The sequence below is a fragment of the Metapseudomonas cellulosilytica genome, assembly GCF_049334135.1.
In the GTDB taxonomy this organism is placed as follows: Bacteria; Pseudomonadota; Gammaproteobacteria; order Pseudomonadales; family Pseudomonadaceae; genus Metapseudomonas.
Window position 1 is genome coordinate 209639 of the sequence record NZ_JBHZGN010000007.1, and the last position, 17154, is coordinate 226792.

Sequence of the window (17154 nt, forward strand, 5' to 3'; positions counted from 1 at the left end):
ATTTCATTGTTTCTCTGGAGTTACTAATGAATCCGGTGTCCGAATTGGCCTTCTTCACCCAACTGGTCAGGCTGGGCAGCCTTGCGGCCACGGCGCGTGAGCTCAACCTGACGCCGCCGGCGGTCTCCAAGCGGCTGGCACAATTGGAGCAGCGCCTGGGTGTGCGGTTGCTCAATCGCACCACGCGCAGCATCAGCCTCACCGCCGAGGGCGAGCTCTATCTGGTCAACGCCCAGCGGATCCTCGGCGAGATCGAGGAAATGGAGAGTCAGATATCCAGTAGCCGCGCGGAGCCCAAGGGATTGCTGCGGGTCAACGCGCCGCTGGGCTTCGGCCGCACCCATGTCGGCCCGGCCATTTCATCCTTCGTCTCGCGCTATCCGGAAGTGGAAGTGCAACTGCACCTGACTGACCGGCCGATCAACCTGCCGGACGATGCCATCGACGTCGCCATTCGCTTCGGTGAGCTGCCCGACTCCCGGCTGATTGCCCGCAAGATCGCTGAGAACCGGCGTCGCCTTTGCGCAGCGCCTGCTTACCTGGAACGTTTCGGTTCGCCGGAAACGCCCAAGGACCTGATGCGCCACAACTGCATCGTGCTGCGCCAGAACGACGCGGCCTTCGGCATCTGGCGGCTCAGCCGGGGCAAGCAGAGCGAATCGATCAAGGTACGTGGCGGCCTCAGCACCAATGACGGCGAGGTGGCATTGAACTGGGCGCTGGAGGGGCACGGCATCCTGATGCGCGCCGAATGGAACCTGGCCAGTCACCTTAGGGATGGCCGCCTGGTGGAGGTCCTGGGCGATTATGAAACGCCGCCTGCGGACATCTATGCCGTCTACCTGGAGCGTCTCAACCTGTCTGCGAAGGTGTCTCTCTTCGTCGATCACCTGCGCGACGTTTTCCAGCACAAAGCGAAAGGACAGAGCGATAGCCTCGGCAAATGGCGGTAACGATCCGCCCGTCAACCCAATCGGTGCGAACGCGCATCACCTTCGGCGTTCTGCCAGGGGTGAATTCATTTGAACTTGGGCAAGTTGTCCGAGTAGAGCGACGGAGTCGACCAGGTAGGGTGCGCCGTGCGCACCAAGGGCTGAGCGAGGCGCAGGGGGAACCCGTGATCGGTGCGCATGGCGCACCCTACGGTGGGGCAAGTGCAGAAGTTGTGCCCCGGATGCGCAGGAAGGCCCCGCCCCCTTATAAGGGGGCAAAAGCAAGTCCATGTTCTACGAACGTGGATGTTTACCCGTGATCAAACACAATCCCGATCCCGACCCATCCTACAGTCAGTCGAAAGCCTGCCGCGCCCGGATTTAATCCGGACTACAACCTGCACGTAGCATTGGTGTTCATGGCTTGTCCTCCGCGTTAGGGGAGGACAAGGATGGATAGGCCACGGTGCTCGGTCGCTAGCCGACCCATAGCTGCCGGTGGGAACCGGCAGAAACCGGCCAAAAGCGGAACTAAGGAACGCCTCCATTGAAAATCGACAACCAGACAGCTAAAAGTCTACCTTCTGACTAGCCTTACCTGATCCCACATCCCCTATGTCGAATAAGAATCTGTACGAGCAAGCGTTAGAGCATATGGAGCGTACAGTTAATGTGTTTGCAACGCGCGTCCCTGCACCAAGGCGTGTCCCGTACAAGGACTCTTTTGTTTATCGCTATGTAGAGAAAACGGTGCATCAAGCATTGGTGCAGAAGCTCGCAAGATTGGTTAGCGGACTTCATGCCGCAAGGCTCCTCTTGGAAGCAGGTTTTGTCCAAGAACAGGCTGCCTTACAGCGAATTCTTGACGAGATCACCGAAGATATTTCATTTCTATCCTTTTCGGTAATATTTGGAGAATCAACTCCGCTACATAAGAAATACCTAGATGATTTCTTTCAAGAGGAGTTTGATCCCAGCGACGCTGTTGCGTCGTCCAAAGACCGGGCGATGGTTCCGAGGAAGAAAGTCCGGGCGTACCTGGATCGATGCGTAAATGGCCCCAAAGGCTCTAGCAAGAACTTGGACGCATCAAGAACTGTCAGCAAGTCCTATTCTGGATACGTACATGCGGCGTCACCGCAAATCATGGATATGTACGGAGGTTTTCCGCCGGAGTTCAAAATGCGCGGCATGCATGGAACCGAAAGGCAAGCGGAGCACAGAGCCGATCTTTGGAACTATTTCTATCGTGGCATCGTAGCTTTTTGCTTGGCAGCAAAGGCCTTTGGTGACGAAGAATTATTTATCTCAATCCGCAATTTCGAAGACGCATTCTTGCGAGAAACAAGCAACGACTACCAGTCAAATGAGTGGCCATACGAATAGCCCTCCACTCAGTCTAAGGCATGTTGACGCGAAAGCTAAATTCATTCCTTCAGAGGACCGCTTCTGGCCGATATCTGCGGGTCGTGACTGGCAGAAGTCGACCCAGTGCGGACACTAACGATTGAGTTAAGCCGCACCACGAAGCGGCGTCGGCTTGGATAAATTGTTAGGTGTTACCCAAGTCTAGCTCCGACGCTAGATCGTGGATAAGTTTGTCGACTTCTATTCTGCCAAGATCTTGCAGTTGATGAATGTAATTCCACTTGGACTCGGCGCTGCGTCCGGCCTCACACTCTTCTATCAAGGAATAGAGCTCTCGGGAGCGAGCGTAAAGCTCGTGCATCCTCTGTGTAAAGTGGGTGGGAAGATACAAGTGGGCCGGCAATATGGCTTTGCGGTAGAAGTCTTGCATTTCCTCATCCGTCGGATGCATGTCCATGTCCACGAAGAGGGTCCGGTACTCAAAAATTGCCTTGAATATTTCAGCTCGCGGTTGATGTAGGCCGACACGGTTGGCGTCAATTGCTGCATCGACCGCTCGCTTGGCGTAGAAAGCGGAGGCCACTGACACGACAAGAGCTATCGAGGCTAAAACTTCCGTCCCAGAAATCTGCATCAGTAACACCTAACGTTGGAGTTAAGGCCACGCCGAAGGCGTCGGTCTTGAACGAATTGTTAGACTTGAGAATCACTTTGTAAGTGGAGCCTCAGAACAAAACCGTTGCCTAAACCGTATGGGCGCTTTAGTTCTTCGAAATGATTGCCAACCCTGTTTCCAGCGCCCATTGAACATATGCTACCGGTTGATTGCAGTGAAACCCATTTATTTGAGATGTACGGTTCAAGCTCTGAGATTGTTGCTGGGTTGAGTATGACCGCTATTTCGGCGGACTGCTTTTGAAGAAGCTCTGTTGCGACTTCATCCCCAAAGATCTCACCTAGAAGAAGAGATAGGGAGGCATGACTTGATGTTTTTAGAAGGCTTCTAAGTTGTCCATATATATTTTCGATTTCAGCATTAGTTAGTTTTGCTCACTCAAGAAAACTAGCATTCGTGGCTGATTGCTCACGTTCTGCCCAGATGGCGCCGCCACCAGAAATTGCACCGCCTACAAATGGGGTGGCACTAAGTACATTAAGGATGAAACGGAAAGCCTGCTTGCCGCCTGGTTTTTCAAATGTTTCCTGGAGCGTTGCCAGTGCACTTTCTCTTTCTTCTTGGTTCATGATATGCCTTGAATGAGCAAATCTAACGATTAAGCTAACGGGCAGACAAAAGCGCAGCTTTTGGCTGTCCAGCGAACGAAGCGAGCGAAAGTTGAGCGCATTTTTAGAGGTTAACCCCGCGCCTGACTAGAACGATGTGCTCGTTCTCTGCGTTTGTGTAATGCACGATACCGCCAAAGTCAGTATCGACGAGGGCACCTTCGCCAAGGTAGGACCAGTCACTTGCTGGGTATTGGCTGCTGTACTGGCCTTGGTCTATGCACGCGACGACGTTCCCTTTGTGCTTGCCTGCGATAAGAACCTCATCTCCTAAAAGGGCTTTCTGCCCGTCGATGTAGTTCATTGAAACCTCTAACTATAAGTAGACGACAAAAATGGCATGATTTTTACGCTGCTTGTGTCGCACAAGGTTCCTTGTCCATGCGCAACGCCTTTTGGGGCTTGAGTGTCGCGCCGGAAACGCGACATGAAGCGAGGAGGAAAAGCGATATGACTTATGTACACATTGCGAAGTCATAAGCAGCGCCGCCGCGAAGCGGTGGCGCCCCCTGGAACCGATTGTTAGACAGCAAGCGCTTAATGCGGAAGATCACGCCTCAACCTCCGACGAAGACATTTGCTTCCGCCGTGTGCTCAGGAACTCGGCCATAGCCTTTCTAGCTTGCTTAGCTTGACCCGGGTAGCGGCCGGTCAAAAGACGGTACGCCAGAGCGAAAAGCACGCCGGCAATCCAAAAGAACAACCCGATAGCGACGATCCACCAGGCATAGATGGCATTTGTTAGTGAGTCTGTGACCGTGAACCAGACTACGCCAAGGAGTATGCCTATTTGAAATAATGATCCAAGCCAGTCCCAAGCAGTCCGCAACAACCCACAGAGGTCAGACAGCCGATTACTCAAACGATCGTTACTAAAACGCTCGCATGTCAACTCAACTACCCTGGAGGCGAGCTTTTCATCGGCTAAATCCTCTACAGCCACACCTAGCTTTGTAGCGAGATCCTGCAACTCGGCTTTTTTATTTCTTTCCAACTCCCATGAAGAAATCAACAGCACGATCACGCCAAAGGTGACAGTCGCTAGCATGGCGCCCACTATATGCACTATAGCGATTAGCATCGATAGACTCCTTTCGCCTGACTACTACTACGCGACTTGCCATGTCGCGTTTCTTGTCGTGATGGTGTGTTGGATAACGTTTCTTGCCGTCCTGTAAGTCCTTGTCTAGCTCAGCGGTGGTCGCGGCAAACGCGACATCACCCAGAGAGAAACAAGAAAAGGGTGACGGTAAGCCCTGCGGCCTTCTAGATTCGAAAGCAGCATCGGTGACGCTACCCATTTGCCATCACTGTGTCCACCGTCCGATCCTGGCCGATCGCTGCAAGTCATAACCGGCAGAAACCGACCTGGAGCAGTAACTGACGGCCGGCCGAAACCGGTCAGAGATGGGCGTTTAGAGTGGGAAAATAAGACTGTCCCTTTTTGTTGGCTAATTCTGTTTTGGAAAAGGGACGGAAAAGGGCACCCGTTAGCCGGCGCGCTTTATTTCTTTCTTCCCCTGTAATTCCGCTGTTAGGGGCGACGTGCTTCCAGTTCGCCCAGTTCTTTCTGCAACTGACCCATCAGCTCACCAGTGGTCTGCGACTCATCTGTAATCAGATAGCCCCTGGCAAGAATCGTGAGCGGATGGACTCCCATGTTCGCGGCAAGCTCAGCGAGCTTCTCGATGGTCGGGCTTTTGATGCCGCGCTCGAGGTCGCTGATGTAGCTCTGGCTGGCTCCGACCGCTTCCTGCGAAAGCCCCTTGCTGATCCTGAGTTCCTTGAAGGCCAGCCCGAACGCTTGCTTCAGTTCCATTTCGCCTACTCGCAAAAAGGAACGATGAAGCCTTTCACCGTTCTATTTATCTATACTCAATAGAGTATTATTTGCTAATGGCAAGTCTTCTGACATGCAGACGGGTGTCTTCGCGACGGACCAGGGAGTGACCAATGCACGGACAGCTAACCGAATGGACCCAAGACATCGCCGATGTACTGGCGCGCGCCCCCGGCCGTCCTCAACTGCAGGCGCTCATCGACTGGCTGAAGCGCCTGACCTCCACCGACCACTTCTCGCTGTTCATCTACGAAGGGCAGTGTGCACCGCTGGCGCTGTTCAACACCTTCCCGTCGGACCTGCGGCAGCGCTTCGTCAGTGACTACCAGGCCGGGCCCTATCTGCTGGACCCGTTCTACCTGGCTTGCGTGTTCGGTACGGCCGATGGGCTGTACAGCATGCGGCGGCTGGCGCCTGAGCGCTTCTCTGCCACCGAGTATTTCCGTAGCTATTACCGCTATCTGGCGTTGTCCGAGAAGCTGGGGTTCATCATCAGCCTGGGCGAGGAGAGCAGGGCGGTGCTGTCGCTGTTGTGGCGGCGGGGGACGGCGCCTTCCACTGAGGAGGAGCGGCAATTGCTGCGCAGCGCGGCGCCCGTGGTAGCGCAGGTGGTGCGCTTGGCCTGGGAGGCGTATCGGCAGGACGGCCATCATGTTGTCGATGACCTGAACCAGAAGGTGGATGAGGTGTTCCAGCAGTTCGGCCGGGGCGTACTGAGCCCGAGGGAGCGTGAGGTGGCGCGGCTGCTGCTGGAGGGGCACTCCACTATCTCGGCGTCGCAGCTGCTGCGAATCGGCCCGGGGACGGTGAAGGTGCACCGGCGGAATCTCTACGAGAAATTGAGTATCGGCAGCCAGGCGCAATTGTTTGCCTTGTTCGTGCGGCAGTTGAAGGGCGTGTGAGAACGGGCCAGGAAAGGGCACAGCTCTATTTTCCCTACTCTAATGCCCCTCCTGGCCGGTCTCTGCCGGTTCCCACCGGCAACCTCGGATCGGGAAGCGACAGGCCGACTGCGGGACTAAAATCCATGACCGGTACCAATCGTGGAGAACCAGGATGATCAGCAAAAACACGATATGCCTCTGGTATGACGGCACCGCGTTGGAGGCTGCGACGTTCTATGCCGAGACGTTCCCTGACAGTGTGGTGGGCGCTGTCCATCGCGCGCCTGGCGACTATCCTGCTGGCAAGCAGGGCGATGTCTTGACCGTCGAGTTCACGGTGATGGGCATCCCTTGCCTTGGTCTGAACGGAGGGCCGGCGTTCAGGCATAACGAGGCATTCTCGTTCCAGGTTGCGACCGATGACCAGGCCGAGACCGATCGCTTGTGGAACGCAATCATCGGTCATGGTGGCCAGGAAAGCGCATGCGGATGGTGCAAGGACAAATGGGGCCTGTCGTGGCAGATCACGCCACGCGTATTGACGGCCGCCATTACCAGTCCTGATCGAACAGCGGCCAAGCGCGCGTTCGACGCGATGATGGGCATGCGAAAGATTGATATCGCCGCGATCGAAGCTGCGCTGAAGGGGTGACCAGCGCCCAGGGCCGCGCCGTCGGCGTGACGCCCCGTTCGCTAAGCCTTCAGCAAGCGGCATCGCTCGGCTGGAAGCGTCTCGTTGGTGTGGCGTTGTGGCGGTTGGCGATGCGCTTCCTTGCGCTTGCCGCTGCGCTCGCCACTTTGGCGGCATCAGCGCGTACAGGCCGTAGCTGAAGCTGCGCATCAGCAGCGTCAGCCACTCCAGTTCACCTGAGCACAGCCGAGCCACCGTATCAGACAGAACCCAGCCAAAAGCGGACGGAATTCGTCCCGCTGGAGTAACCCCATTTACCGACGTTCTGGGGCCGTATGATGCCGGTGTGGTTCTGTTACTTGCCCTGCAAGTTTCGTTCTTCCCACCAGTCAAAAGCCTGAAGTGCTCTACGGGCCACTCGGCCGCCGAAGTACGAAAGCGTGTCGTTCGGCATGGAGATGGATTTTCTGTTCACGATCCAGAAGTCCGTCAGTTCGGTTTTATTGCCATTGAGCAGGTCTGCGAGGGTTCGGCCATTGAGGTGCGTCAACGCTACGCCGTGACCAAAGCAACCGCCGGAATAGATGACTCGTTCGTCATTCACGAAGCTGATCTCGGGGACCATGTCGGTGTTCACCGAGACAGGGCCGCCCCATCGATAATCGATGCGCACGTCTTTCAGTTGAGGGTATATCCACTTCAAATGGGCTTCGCAGTGCTGCCAGCTCATGGGCGAGGGTACTTCGTCCATGGCGGGCGTCCGGTAGACGATCGCGTCGCCCCCACCCATGACGATGCGACCATCTGCGGTAGGGCGGTAGTAATGCAGCATTTGCCGGTTGTCTCCGAATGCCTGCCGGTCCTTCCAACCGATACTCTCCCATTGATCCGCAGTGAGGCGCTCGGTGACGACCTGATAGGTCCAGAGGGGGAACTGTCGGCTCTGCAGTCGGCGGGTGTCCGGCACCTGGCGGGAGTAAGCGTTGGTAGCGATCACGAGCTTGTCGGCGGTGACGTTGCCACCCGGGGTCTTGAGAACTATGGCCGAGGCGGTCCTTTCGATGTCCGAGACCGGACTGGCTTCGTAGATTGAAACACCCGCCGATTCGGCCAGGCGCTTGAGCTCTCGAACCTGCTTGCACGGGTTGAGTTGGCCAGTGTTGGACTCATAGATCCCTCCGATGAAGCGCTCGGAATGGAAGTCCTGCTGAATCCGGGATCTGTCCTGCCACTTGAGTTCGCCATCGATGCCCAGTTTCTGGAGCAGTTGATAGGTTTTCTCCATGCGGCCCAGTTGCTTCCCGGAGTAGCTGATGCGAACCATGCCGCTATGACGGTAATCCGATTGGAGACCTTGCTCCTCGATCAGGTTCTTCGTGTGGGCGACCGCCATGTCCAGGTAGTGGTGGGCTTCGATCACTTTCTGCTTGCCCCAGCGCAGCAGCACCATCTCAGGCTCAAGTCCGAAGAGTCTGGTACTGAAACCGGCGTTGCGGCCGCTGGCCCCGAAACCGATAACGGCGGCTTCAAGCACCACGACACGTGCGTTGGGGTTGTCCTGCTTGAATTGCCAGGCGGTGTTCAGGCCGGTGAAGCCGCCGCCGATGATGGCCACATCTACCTTCAGGTCTTCCTTCAGGGAGATGTTGGGCGAGTAGTGCCCGTAGTCGTGTTGCCAGAAGGACGTGTTGTCCAGGCGCGGGTCTCGGTGGGTCATGCTGTCGATCTCTGCCGGTGATGTGTCCGTCGGATTTCCTGGCGCGACATCGGATTCTCGCAGTGCGCCATCTTTTGCAGCGTGGGCTGAACTGAATCAGGAAGGTGCCGCAACGGAGCGGCGGATTCCGACTCGCGTTGGCGCTGCTCAGGGTAGCGGGTGGCTCAAGCCGTGAATTGGCAGGGGGTGCCAGTACTTTCAGCAGTTCGCGCCAGGCAGGCGCCGCTGGAGGGCCAGCGCCTGCCGGGGAAAGGCGCGAGCATCTGGCTGGAGAACGTTAGGGGAGGGGGTGGTTGGCGGCTCGGTACTGCTGCGGCGATTGCCCGGTCCAGCGCCGGAAGGCCCGGGTAAAGGAGCCCGACTCGGAATAGCCCACCAGCAACGAAATTTCCGTCATGGAGTACTCCGAATCCTTCATGTAGGCGAGCGCCAGCTCCCGGCGCACATCCTCCACCAACGACGAAAACTCTATCCCGTGCTCTTTGAGGCGACGCTGCAGTGTCCGCCGACTGACGCCAAGCTGTTCGCAGATGTCGACCAGCGATGGCACGCCGCTGCTCATGTCCGCTGCGATCATGCGGGTGATCTGCAGCAGAAGCTCGTCCGGTATGTAGCGTTCATGGCGCTCCTTTTCGAGGTAGGGCTGCAGAGCCTTGTACAGGCGCTCATTGCCATGCGGCACCGGCAGATTCAGCGTCTCGATGGGCAGGTAAAGTCGATTCGTGGGCTGATTGAAGTAGAGCGGGCACTGGAAGATGTGCTTGTGCTCCGACAGGTCGGCTGGCCGGTCATGCTCGAAGTCGACGCGAGACGGCCTTATCTGGCTGTTCGTGATCAAGGTGAGCTGCCGAAAGACGGATGCAATGGCGAACTCGGAATCCTGCCTTCGATGAATGACCGTCGGATCGGAGATCTGGTAGTCGACGTAGACGAAACGGGAGTCCATCTCGTACGTGAATGTCGACTCCTGGGCGAAGACCACGATGAACTGGTGGAGCGTCCTCAGGACCTTTTCGACGCTGGTTGCGCAGTGCATGGCATGTCCGAGCGCGCCGAAATCATCCGCTTCGGTCTGGTTGCCGAGCACGAGCCCGATATTGGGGTTGGTCTTGCCGGCGGCCTCCCAGAGCGCGACGTACTGTTCACCGGGTATCTCCACGTCCGCTCTTTCCAGTATCCGGGTGTCCAATCCGACCACGTCGAGATGTGGCGCGAAGACTTCACTGAATCGACGAAAAAAGTTCTCGGAGAGGACCGTACGCGCTGATTTCATTTGTTCCACAGCCTATCTGTTTGTGTCGCCGCTGATCCCCGGTTGCCGGGCGTGCTGCTTGGGGAGACCTCGACCAGGTCGGTGCTGGACATGCGCCTTTGCCCGCTGCTCGCGGGCGTTCGTCGGCTCAGCCAGCCGGCGCGGATCATCCTCTGCTCGTTGCCGAAGGGCAACGTGCCGTGGCCGTGCCAGCTGCCGCGACTTGCGCGTTCATGACCCGTCGGGAAGCCCTTGGCGCCAGATGCCAAACGGGCTGGCGCGAGCGGGCAATCCTTGGCGCCGGCCTTCCAATAGTTTTGTTCCCAAGGCGAGCCTGAAGATTTTGGCCAGGTCGTGGTGACTGGCCTCGTTTTCCCAGCGCAAGCAGCTCGCCTACCCGAACAAGAACAAGATTAGCGGGGCCGGTTCCATGACCGCAACGACACCCAGTACCGACTCGATGCCGGTATTCACGCCGCACGTCCTTTCCATGCCTCGGGCCTCGCCCTCTCGCTGACCCTTCGTGTCCGCGGAGTGCCGCGTTCCTGAAAGATCACAAGAAAAACCTCAGGAGAACCCCATGAGATTCTTCCCGCGTTCCTTGCTGGGCGGCGCACTGTGCGCGCTGTTCGGTGCCACTGGCCTGCAGGCCGCTTCTTCCGTCGACCCGAGTCGCCTCGGCAGCGACCTCACCCCCATCGGCGCCGAGAAGGCCGGCAATGCCGACGGCAGCATTCCCGCCTGGGACGGTGGCCTGACCAAGCCGCCGGCCGGCTGGTCCCCGGGCCACGGCGACCCCTTCGGCGCCGACAAGCCGCTGTACTCCATCGACGCCAGCAACGTCGCCCAGTACCAGGCGCAACTGCCGGAAGGGCAGGCCGCGCTGATCAAGACCTATCCGGGCTATCGCCTGGACGTCTACCCGACCCATCGCAGCTGCGCGGTTCCGGACGAGGTGGCCGAGCGCACCCGCGCCAACGCCGGGCAGAGCCGGATCGGCAGCGATGGCTGGCGCCTGGAGCAGGCAGTGGGCGCGGCGGTGCCGTTCCCCATCCCGCAGAACGGTGTGGAAGTGCTGTGGAACTTCAAGCTGCGCTACATGGCCAAGGCACGCCGGGCGCAGCTCTCCCTGTTGATGCGGGAGAAGGGTGGCGACCTTTTCGAAGTGAAACAGTGGGCCACCGAGTACTACCCCTATAACGACCCGGCCGTGAAGTCACCGGCCGACACCGACGACATCGAGGCCAAGCTCCTGTACGACGTACTCTCGCCGTCGTCCCGCGCGGGTGAGATGTACCTGCTGCACAGCCTGCTGGACCGCCCCCAGGACGCCTGGATCTACTTCCCGGGGCAGCGCCGGGTGCGCCGTGCGCCGTCCTTCGCCTACGACAACCCCGTCGCCGGCAGCGACAGCCTGTACTTCGTCGACCAGATCAACATGTTCACCGGCGCCCTGGACCGCTACGACTTCAAGCTGATCGGCAAGAAGGAGATGGTGGTGCCCTACAACTCCTACAAGCTGGTGGACAAGGCCAACAAGTACAAGGACCTGATGGGCGCGGACTACCTGAATCGCGACGTGCAACGCTACGAGAAGCACCGCGTCTGGGTGGTCGAGGCGACAGTGAAGGCTGACAAGCGCCACTCCTTCGCCAAGCGGGTGATGTTCTTCGACGAGGACAGTTGGAACCTGCTGCATGTGGACATGTACGACGCCAAGGGCAATCTCTGGCGCGTGCAGGAAGGCAGCCAGTGGGCCGACCCTGGCATCCAGGCCTGCACCAGCTTCGAGTACGTCAGCTATGACCTGGTGGCGCGCCGCTACCTGGCCGATGGATTCACCCAGGAAGGCGAGGTCCTCGACCTGACGGCGGGCCTGGAAGGGCGTGTCACCGACAGCCTGTTCAACCCCAGCGAACTGCGCCGTCGCGGCGAGCGTTGATCGGATCGGAGAACCCCTCGATGAACCACCACAAGCAATGCGCTGCCCCGGCAGCGCAAGGGACCCCGTGCGTCCGCAATCTGCTCGCCCTGGCCGTGATGGCCGCTTCCGGGCTGCTCTGGCCGCAGCCGGGACAGGCGTTCACCTTCGGCTCCGAGGACAGCATTTCGGGCAGCTTCGACTCGACGCTGTCCTACGGCTTCGCCACCCGCCTGGAGGCTCCGGACTGCCACCTGCTGGGCGGCGACAACGGCGGCTGCAACACCGGCACCCGCAACGAACTTGGCCGCTTCTACAACCTCAGTCGGGGTAACGGCTTTGCCAACGCCGACATCAACTACAGCAACGCCGACGACGGCAACCTGAACTACCACAAGCACGATGTGTTCTCCCATGTGATCAAGGGCACCCACGAGCTGAGCCTGAAGTTCGGCGATGGCTGGAGCGCCCTGGGCCGGGTGGCCTGGGCGAAAGACTTCAAGATGGACGACACGCGCCGCACCGAACTGGACGACCAGGCCGAGCGTGACGCCACCGAGCGCTTCGACCTGCTGGACCTGTGGGTGGCGAAGGGCTTCGACATTGGCGACATGCCGGCCAAGGTCAAGGTCGGCAATCAGGTGATCAGCTGGGGCGAGGAGATCTTCGTCACCGGTGGCATCAACCAGATCAACGCCCTCAGCCTGCCCAAGTACCACACGCCGGGCACCCAGCTGAAGGAAGTGTTCATCCCGGCGCCCATGGCCTCGTTCAACCTCGGACTCACCGACACCCTGAGCCTGGAGGCGTACTACCAGTTCAAGTGGAACGCCTACGGCCTGGACCCGGTGGGCACCTACTTCTCCACCGCCGACATCGTGGGGGAGGGGCGGAGGCCCATCTTTTACCCCAGCGGCTATGTGGATGGCCTCCTCGGCGCGGGTACCTGCGCCGCCGTTACGCCTACCGGTCATTGCGGCGATCCGCTGGTGAGCGGTCTCGACGATGCGACCCTGGTGGCCAGCGGCCTGGCGATTCCCTACGGCGGCGAGCGCGCGGCGAAGAACAGCGGCCAGTACGGCGTGGCCCTGCGCTGGACCGCTGAATCCATCGAGACCGAATTCGGCTTCTACTACCAGCGCTACCACGACAAACTGCCCTTCGTCGGCTACACCGCACTGACCAACCCGGACAACCTGGTGGTGGACAACTTCTTCATCAACTACGGCGAGGACAAAGACCTGTTCGGCCTGTCGATGAACACCATGGTGGGGCCGGTGGCCGTGGCCGGCGAGCTGTCCTACCGGCCCGACGACAGCGTCGGCATCGACCCCACGGTGCCCTTCGGCCAAGCCTTCACCGGCAGTTTCAACAAGTTCAGCGTGTTCGACACCGGGGTGCACAAGGGCTTCGTCGAGGAGAAGAAGTGGCAGGCGGACCTCAACGCCATCTACAGCTTCTCCGCCAATGACCCGCTGGGGTTCATCCCAAGCGCCCTGGGCGCCTCCGACGGCTTCATCCTGGCCGAGGCGGTGGTCGCCCACTACCCAGGGCTGGATACCTCCGGCAAGACGCCGTACTTCCTGCCGGACTACTCGCTGCCGGACAAAACCAGCTGGGGCTATGTGGCCGAGATCGGCATCAACTACCCGGACCTGTTCGGCACCGGCATCACCGTCACGCCGCAGCTGGACTTCAGCCACGACGTCAACGGCACCACGCCCAACGCCATGCCCTTTGTCGAGGGGCGCAAGTCGCTGACCACATCCTTGCTGTTCAACTACCGCGACCGCTGGAAGGGCAACCTGCAGTGGGTGCAGTACTGGGGCGGCGGTGACAACAACCTGATGGCCGACCGCGACTTCCTCGCCGGCAGCCTTTCCTACTCGTTCTGACCCAGCGGTGGCCGCGGGGCGCGTCGGCCGGAGGCAATCCGGCCCGGTGCGCCGCCGGGGCCTGCGTTGAATCGAGGCATTCCATGTTGGCTTCACTCGTGTGGGCGCTCGAGCGCTTCTTCTTCCGCCATCGCCTGGCGACCCTGGGCGTACTGGCCGCCGTCACCCTGGTCATGGGGCTGTTCGCCCTGCGCCTGGAAATGTCGGCCGGCTTCGACAAGCAGCTGCCGCAGCAGCATGCCTTCATCAAGACCTTCAACCAGTACCGCGACGTACTGTTCGGCGCCAACCGCATCATCGTGGTGCTGCACGCCAAACAGGGCGACATCTGGAACAAGGCGGCGCTGACCCGCCTGCATGACCTGACCCAGGCGCTGTTCTTCATGCCGGGGATCGACCGCCGCAGCGTCACCTCGCTGTGGACGCCGAACACCCGCGCGGTGCAGATCACCGAGGAAGGCATGAAGGCCGAGGACGTGGTCGGCGGCGATGTCACCGTCGGCACCCTCGACGACCAGGCCATCGCCGGCATCCGCGAGCGCACCCTCATCGGTGGTTTCGTCGGCAGCCTGGTGGCCAACGACCATTCCGGCGCGATGGTGATGGCCGAACTGGCGGACCCGGACCCGCAGACCGGCAAGCGCCTGAACTACCTGGCCTTCAGCCAGCAGCTGGAAGATGAAGTGCGCGCCCGCTTCGCCGATGGCGACTACGACGTGCAGATCATCGGCTTCGCCAAGCAGATGGGAGATATCGGCGCGGGTGCCAGGAGCGTGGTCGGGTTCTTCTTCCTGGCCTTCCTGCTCACCGCGCTGGCGGTCTACTGGTACACGCGCTCCTGGGTGCTGACCTTCCTGCCGCTGTTCTGCTCGCTGGTGTCGGTGGTCTGGCAGTTCGGCACCCTGACCCTGCTGGGGTACGGACTGGACCCGCTGGCGATCCTGGTGCCCTTCCTGGTGTTTGCCATCGGCGTGTCCCACGGGGTGCAGCAGGTGAATTTCATTTCTCGTGAGGTCTGCGCCGGCGCCGACGGCATGACCGCCGCCCGGCGCAGCTTCGGTGGCCTGCTGATTCCCGGCACCCTGGCGCTGATCACCGCCTTCGTCGGCTTCGCCACCCTGGCCCTGGTGCCTATCCCGATGATCCGCGAGCTGGCCATCACCGCCTCGGTGGGCGTGGCCTACAAGATCGTCACCAACCTCATCATGCTGCCGCTGCTGGCCAGCTACTTCCGCTTCGACGCCGCCTACGTGGCCCGGGTGGAGCGTCTGCGTGCCTGGCGTGACGGTGCCATGGTCCGCCTTGGCCGGCTCGCCGAGCCGCGCAACGCCGCCATCGGCAGCCTGCTGTGCCTGGGGCTGATGGTGCTGGCGGTGTGGCAGAGCCAGGGCCGCCATGTCGGCCATGTGCTGCCGGGCGCGCCGGAGCTGCGTGCTGAGTCGCGCTACAACCAGGACGTGGAAAGCGTGGTCAGCCATTTCGCCCTCGGTCTGGACCTCTTCACCGTGGCGGTGGAGACCCCCGAAGGCGGCTGCTACCGGCACGACGTGATGACCTACGTGGACCGCCTCACCTGGTACCTGGGCAATGTGCCCGGCGTGCTCTCGGCGCAGTCGTTGCCGGCACTGACCAAGCTGTCGGCCTCTGGCGTCAACGAAGGCAACCCGAAGTGGGCGGCGTTGCCGATGGACGAGTCGTCACTCGGCGAGGCGGTGCGTCAGGTTCCCGAGGCCCTGCGGCTGTACAACGAGGACTGCACGCTGCTGCCGATCAACCTCTACTTGGCCGACCACAAGGCCAGCACGTTGAAAGAGGTGGTGCAGGCCGTGAAGCGCTATCGCGCTGAGCATCCCCTGGACGGGGTGACGGTGCGCCTGGCCAGCGGCAATGCCGGGGTGCAGGCCGCTACCAACGAAGTGGTGGAAACCTCCGAGCTGCCGATGATGCTCTACGTCTACCTGACCATCGTGCTGCTGGTGTTCCTGGTCTACCGCGACTGGCGGGCGATGATCGCCTGTTGCCTGCCGCTGACCCTGGCCACCTTCCTCGGCTACTGGTTCATGAAGGCGCTGGACATCGGCCTGACCGTGGCGACCCTGCCGGTGATGGTGCTCGCGGTGGGCATCGGCGTCGACTACGCGTTCTACATCTACAACCGCCTGCAGATGCACCTGGCCGAGGGGCAGGACATCGTCAGCGCCTTCCAACAGGGCCTGCGGGAAGTCGGCGTGGCCACGGTGTTCACCGCGCTGACGCTGTCGGTCGGCGTCGCCACCTGGTCCTTCTCGGCGCTCAAGTTCCAGGCCGACATGGGCCTGCTGCTCACCTTCATGTTCATGGTCAACATGATCATGGCCATCACCCTGCTGCCGGCCATCGCCGTGATGCTGGACACCCTGATTCCACGACGGGGGCCGGTCCGTGCGCCCCTGCTCGCGCACTGAAGAGGAGGACTGTCGATGTTCGCGATTCACTCCCTGCGCCTGTTGCTGGCGGCGCTGATCCTGGCCAGCGGCGGCAGCCCGCACGCCGCAGAGGACGCCGGTCCGGCCATGTCCCTGGCGGCGCCGCAGCACGCCCCGCTGGTGGCGGTGGCCCGTGCTGGCGAGCGCCTGGCAGCAGTGGGCGACCACGGCGTGGTGGTGCTCTCCGACGATGGCCAGGCCTGGCGCCAGGCGCGCAGCGTGCCGGTGGATGGCTTGCTTACCGCCGTCAGCTTCACCGATGCCCGACAGGGCTGGGCCGTTGGCCACGGTGGCGTGTTGCTGCACAGCGAGGACGGCGGCGAGACCTGGACCCGGCAGGCGGACCTGGAGGGCCAGCCCGTGCTGCTGTCGGTCTGGTTCGAGAATAACCGGCACGGCATCGTCACCGGCGCCTACGGCTATGCCGCGCAAACCCGCGATGGCGGCAACAGCTGGCAGCGCCTCAGCGTGGGCGCCGAAGGCGACGACTACCACCTCAACCAGGTCTTTCCCGGCCCGAATGGCAGCCTGTTCATCGTCGCCGAAATGGGCAACGCCTTCCGTTCCCGCGATGGCGGCTCGTCCTGGGAAACCCTGGACACCGGGGCCAGCGGCTCGCTGTGGACGGGGCTCGGGCTGCGCGATGGCCGTGTGTTGCTCGCCGGCATGAGCGGCCGCGTGCTGCTGAGCGATGACCAGGGCGACAGCTGGCGAGAGCTGGACAGTGGCAGCCACGAAGCCATCACCGCCCTGGCCCAACTGCCTGACGGGCGCGTGGCGCTGGTGGGCAATGGCGGACTGGTGGGCTGGTCGGACCCCGGGGTAGGGCGCTTCACCGCCACGATCCGTGAAGACCGCCTGAACCTGGCGGCGCTGGCGTCCCAGGCCGGCAGTGGCCTGCTGCTGTTCGGACCTTCGGGTGTGCTGCTTCAGGCGAGCGGCATCGGTCCGCAGCCCTGACGCCA

At 60.8% G+C, this 17154-nt stretch carries 15 protein-coding genes; 8 read left to right on the plus strand and 7 right to left on the minus strand.

All coding sequences use genetic code 11. The annotated features are described in order from the left end of the window. The first annotated feature begins 26 nt into the window (after positions 1-26). Both ACFW0H_RS11610 and ACFW0H_RS11615 read left to right on the plus strand, forming a co-directional pair. On the plus strand, positions 27-953 hold the full coding sequence (locus tag ACFW0H_RS11610; RefSeq protein WP_377695182.1) for a LysR family transcriptional regulator: 927 nt from the start codon (positions 27-29) through the stop codon (positions 951-953). A 633-nt stretch (positions 954-1586) separates the two neighbouring features. Then, positions 1587-2318, plus strand: coding sequence for a hypothetical protein (locus ACFW0H_RS11615; RefSeq protein WP_422914046.1), 732 nt, complete (start codon positions 1587-1589; stop codon positions 2316-2318). A gap of 166 nt (positions 2319-2484) precedes the next feature. Here ACFW0H_RS11615 and ACFW0H_RS11620 read toward each other — a convergent pair whose 3' ends face one another. From ACFW0H_RS11620 to ACFW0H_RS11640, 5 genes are all read right to left on the minus strand, one after another. Further along, entirely contained in the window at positions 2485-2934 is a 450-nt protein-coding gene (locus ACFW0H_RS11620) for a hypothetical protein (RefSeq protein WP_422914047.1), read from the minus strand. Between the two features lie 416 nt (positions 2935-3350). Beyond that, positions 3351-3545, minus strand: a complete 195-nt coding sequence (locus tag ACFW0H_RS11625; RefSeq protein WP_422914048.1) for a hypothetical protein — start codon at positions 3543-3545, stop codon at positions 3351-3353. Positions 3546-3648: 103 nt separating this feature from the next. Next, the gene (locus ACFW0H_RS11630) at positions 3649-3888 is read right to left on the minus strand and encodes a hypothetical protein (RefSeq protein WP_422914049.1); all 240 of its coding nucleotides are present in this window, start codon (positions 3886-3888) and stop codon (positions 3649-3651) included. A gap of 246 nt (positions 3889-4134) precedes the next feature. Then, positions 4135-4665, minus strand: a complete 531-nt coding sequence (locus ACFW0H_RS11635) for a hypothetical protein (protein WP_422914050.1) — start codon at positions 4663-4665, stop codon at positions 4135-4137. Between the two features lie 453 nt (positions 4666-5118). After that, entirely contained in the window at positions 5119-5403 is a 285-nt protein-coding gene (locus ACFW0H_RS11640; protein ID WP_422914051.1) for a helix-turn-helix domain-containing protein, read from the minus strand. 134 nt (positions 5404-5537) lie between these two features. On the opposite strand from ACFW0H_RS11640, the gene ACFW0H_RS11645 reads away from it, so the two are divergent. Together ACFW0H_RS11645 and ACFW0H_RS11650 are read left to right on the plus strand one after the other, a co-directional pair. After that, a complete protein-coding gene (locus tag ACFW0H_RS11645; protein ID WP_422914052.1) occupies positions 5538-6326 on the plus strand; it encodes a response regulator transcription factor in 789 nt (262 codons plus the stop codon). Between the two features lie 154 nt (positions 6327-6480). Next, complete coding sequence (locus tag ACFW0H_RS11650; RefSeq protein ID WP_422914053.1) at positions 6481-6960, plus strand: VOC family protein; 480 nt, start codon at positions 6481-6483, stop codon at positions 6958-6960. A 334-nt stretch (positions 6961-7294) separates the two neighbouring features. Here ACFW0H_RS11650 and ACFW0H_RS11655 read toward each other — a convergent pair whose 3' ends face one another. Next, on the minus strand, positions 7295-8656 hold the full coding sequence (locus tag ACFW0H_RS11655) for an NAD(P)/FAD-dependent oxidoreductase (protein WP_422914054.1): 1362 nt from the start codon (positions 8654-8656) through the stop codon (positions 7295-7297). Positions 8657-8933: 277 nt separating this feature from the next. After that, complete coding sequence (gene qhpR, locus ACFW0H_RS11660) at positions 8934-9929, minus strand: AraC-like transcriptional regulator QhpR (protein ID WP_422914055.1); 996 nt, start codon at positions 9927-9929, stop codon at positions 8934-8936. A 559-nt stretch (positions 9930-10488) separates the two neighbouring features. Between qhpR and ACFW0H_RS11665 the strand changes: the two genes are divergently transcribed. The 4 genes from ACFW0H_RS11665 (at position 10489) to ACFW0H_RS11680 (ending at position 17149) form a co-directional block, all read left to right on the plus strand. Beyond that, on the plus strand, positions 10489-11850 hold the full coding sequence (locus ACFW0H_RS11665; protein ID WP_422914056.1) for a DUF1329 domain-containing protein: 1362 nt from the start codon (positions 10489-10491) through the stop codon (positions 11848-11850). Positions 11851-11870: 20 nt separating this feature from the next. Next, positions 11871-13724, plus strand: coding sequence for a DUF1302 domain-containing protein (locus tag ACFW0H_RS11670; protein ID WP_422914057.1), 1854 nt, complete (start codon positions 11871-11873; stop codon positions 13722-13724). A gap of 83 nt (positions 13725-13807) precedes the next feature. Beyond that, positions 13808-16168 carry an efflux RND transporter permease subunit gene (locus ACFW0H_RS11675; RefSeq protein WP_422914058.1) on the plus strand — a complete coding sequence of 787 codons (2361 nt, stop codon included), beginning with the start codon at positions 13808-13810 and terminating at the stop codon, positions 16166-16168. 15 nt (positions 16169-16183) lie between these two features. After that, complete coding sequence (locus ACFW0H_RS11680) at positions 16184-17149, plus strand: WD40/YVTN/BNR-like repeat-containing protein (RefSeq protein WP_422914059.1); 966 nt, start codon at positions 16184-16186, stop codon at positions 17147-17149. The last annotated feature ends 5 nt before the right edge of the window (positions 17150-17154 follow it).

What these genes read in the sequence shown, in the direction of transcription:
- ACFW0H_RS11610 (WP_377695182.1), top strand. Translation starts at nt 27, where the DNA reads ATGAATCCGGTGTCCGAATTGGCCTTCTTCACCCAACTGGTCAGGCTG.
- ACFW0H_RS11615 (WP_422914046.1), top strand. Translation starts at nt 1,587, where the DNA reads ATGGAGCGTACAGTTAATGTGTTTGCAACGCGCGTCCCTGCACCAAGG.
- ACFW0H_RS11620 (WP_422914047.1), bottom strand. Translation starts at nt 2,934, where the DNA reads ATGCAGATTTCTGGGACGGAAGTTTTAGCCTCGATAGCTCTTGTCGTG.
- ACFW0H_RS11625 (WP_422914048.1), bottom strand. Translation starts at nt 3,545, where the DNA reads ATGAACCAAGAAGAAAGAGAAAGTGCACTGGCAACGCTCCAGGAAACA.
- ACFW0H_RS11630 (WP_422914049.1), bottom strand. Translation starts at nt 3,888, where the DNA reads ATGAACTACATCGACGGGCAGAAAGCCCTTTTAGGAGATGAGGTTCTT.
- ACFW0H_RS11635 (WP_422914050.1), bottom strand. Translation starts at nt 4,665, where the DNA reads ATGCTAATCGCTATAGTGCATATAGTGGGCGCCATGCTAGCGACTGTC.
- ACFW0H_RS11640 (WP_422914051.1), bottom strand. Translation starts at nt 5,403, where the DNA reads ATGGAACTGAAGCAAGCGTTCGGGCTGGCCTTCAAGGAACTCAGGATC.
- ACFW0H_RS11645 (WP_422914052.1), top strand. Translation starts at nt 5,538, where the DNA reads ATGCACGGACAGCTAACCGAATGGACCCAAGACATCGCCGATGTACTG.
- ACFW0H_RS11650 (WP_422914053.1), top strand. Translation starts at nt 6,481, where the DNA reads ATGATCAGCAAAAACACGATATGCCTCTGGTATGACGGCACCGCGTTG.
- ACFW0H_RS11655 (WP_422914054.1), bottom strand. Translation starts at nt 8,656, where the DNA reads ATGACCCACCGAGACCCGCGCCTGGACAACACGTCCTTCTGGCAACAC.
- qhpR (WP_422914055.1), bottom strand. Translation starts at nt 9,929, where the DNA reads ATGAAATCAGCGCGTACGGTCCTCTCCGAGAACTTTTTTCGTCGATTC.
- ACFW0H_RS11665 (WP_422914056.1), top strand. Translation starts at nt 10,489, where the DNA reads ATGAGATTCTTCCCGCGTTCCTTGCTGGGCGGCGCACTGTGCGCGCTG.
- ACFW0H_RS11670 (WP_422914057.1), top strand. Translation starts at nt 11,871, where the DNA reads ATGAACCACCACAAGCAATGCGCTGCCCCGGCAGCGCAAGGGACCCCG.
- ACFW0H_RS11675 (WP_422914058.1), top strand. Translation starts at nt 13,808, where the DNA reads ATGTTGGCTTCACTCGTGTGGGCGCTCGAGCGCTTCTTCTTCCGCCAT.
- ACFW0H_RS11680 (WP_422914059.1), top strand. Translation starts at nt 16,184, where the DNA reads ATGTTCGCGATTCACTCCCTGCGCCTGTTGCTGGCGGCGCTGATCCTG.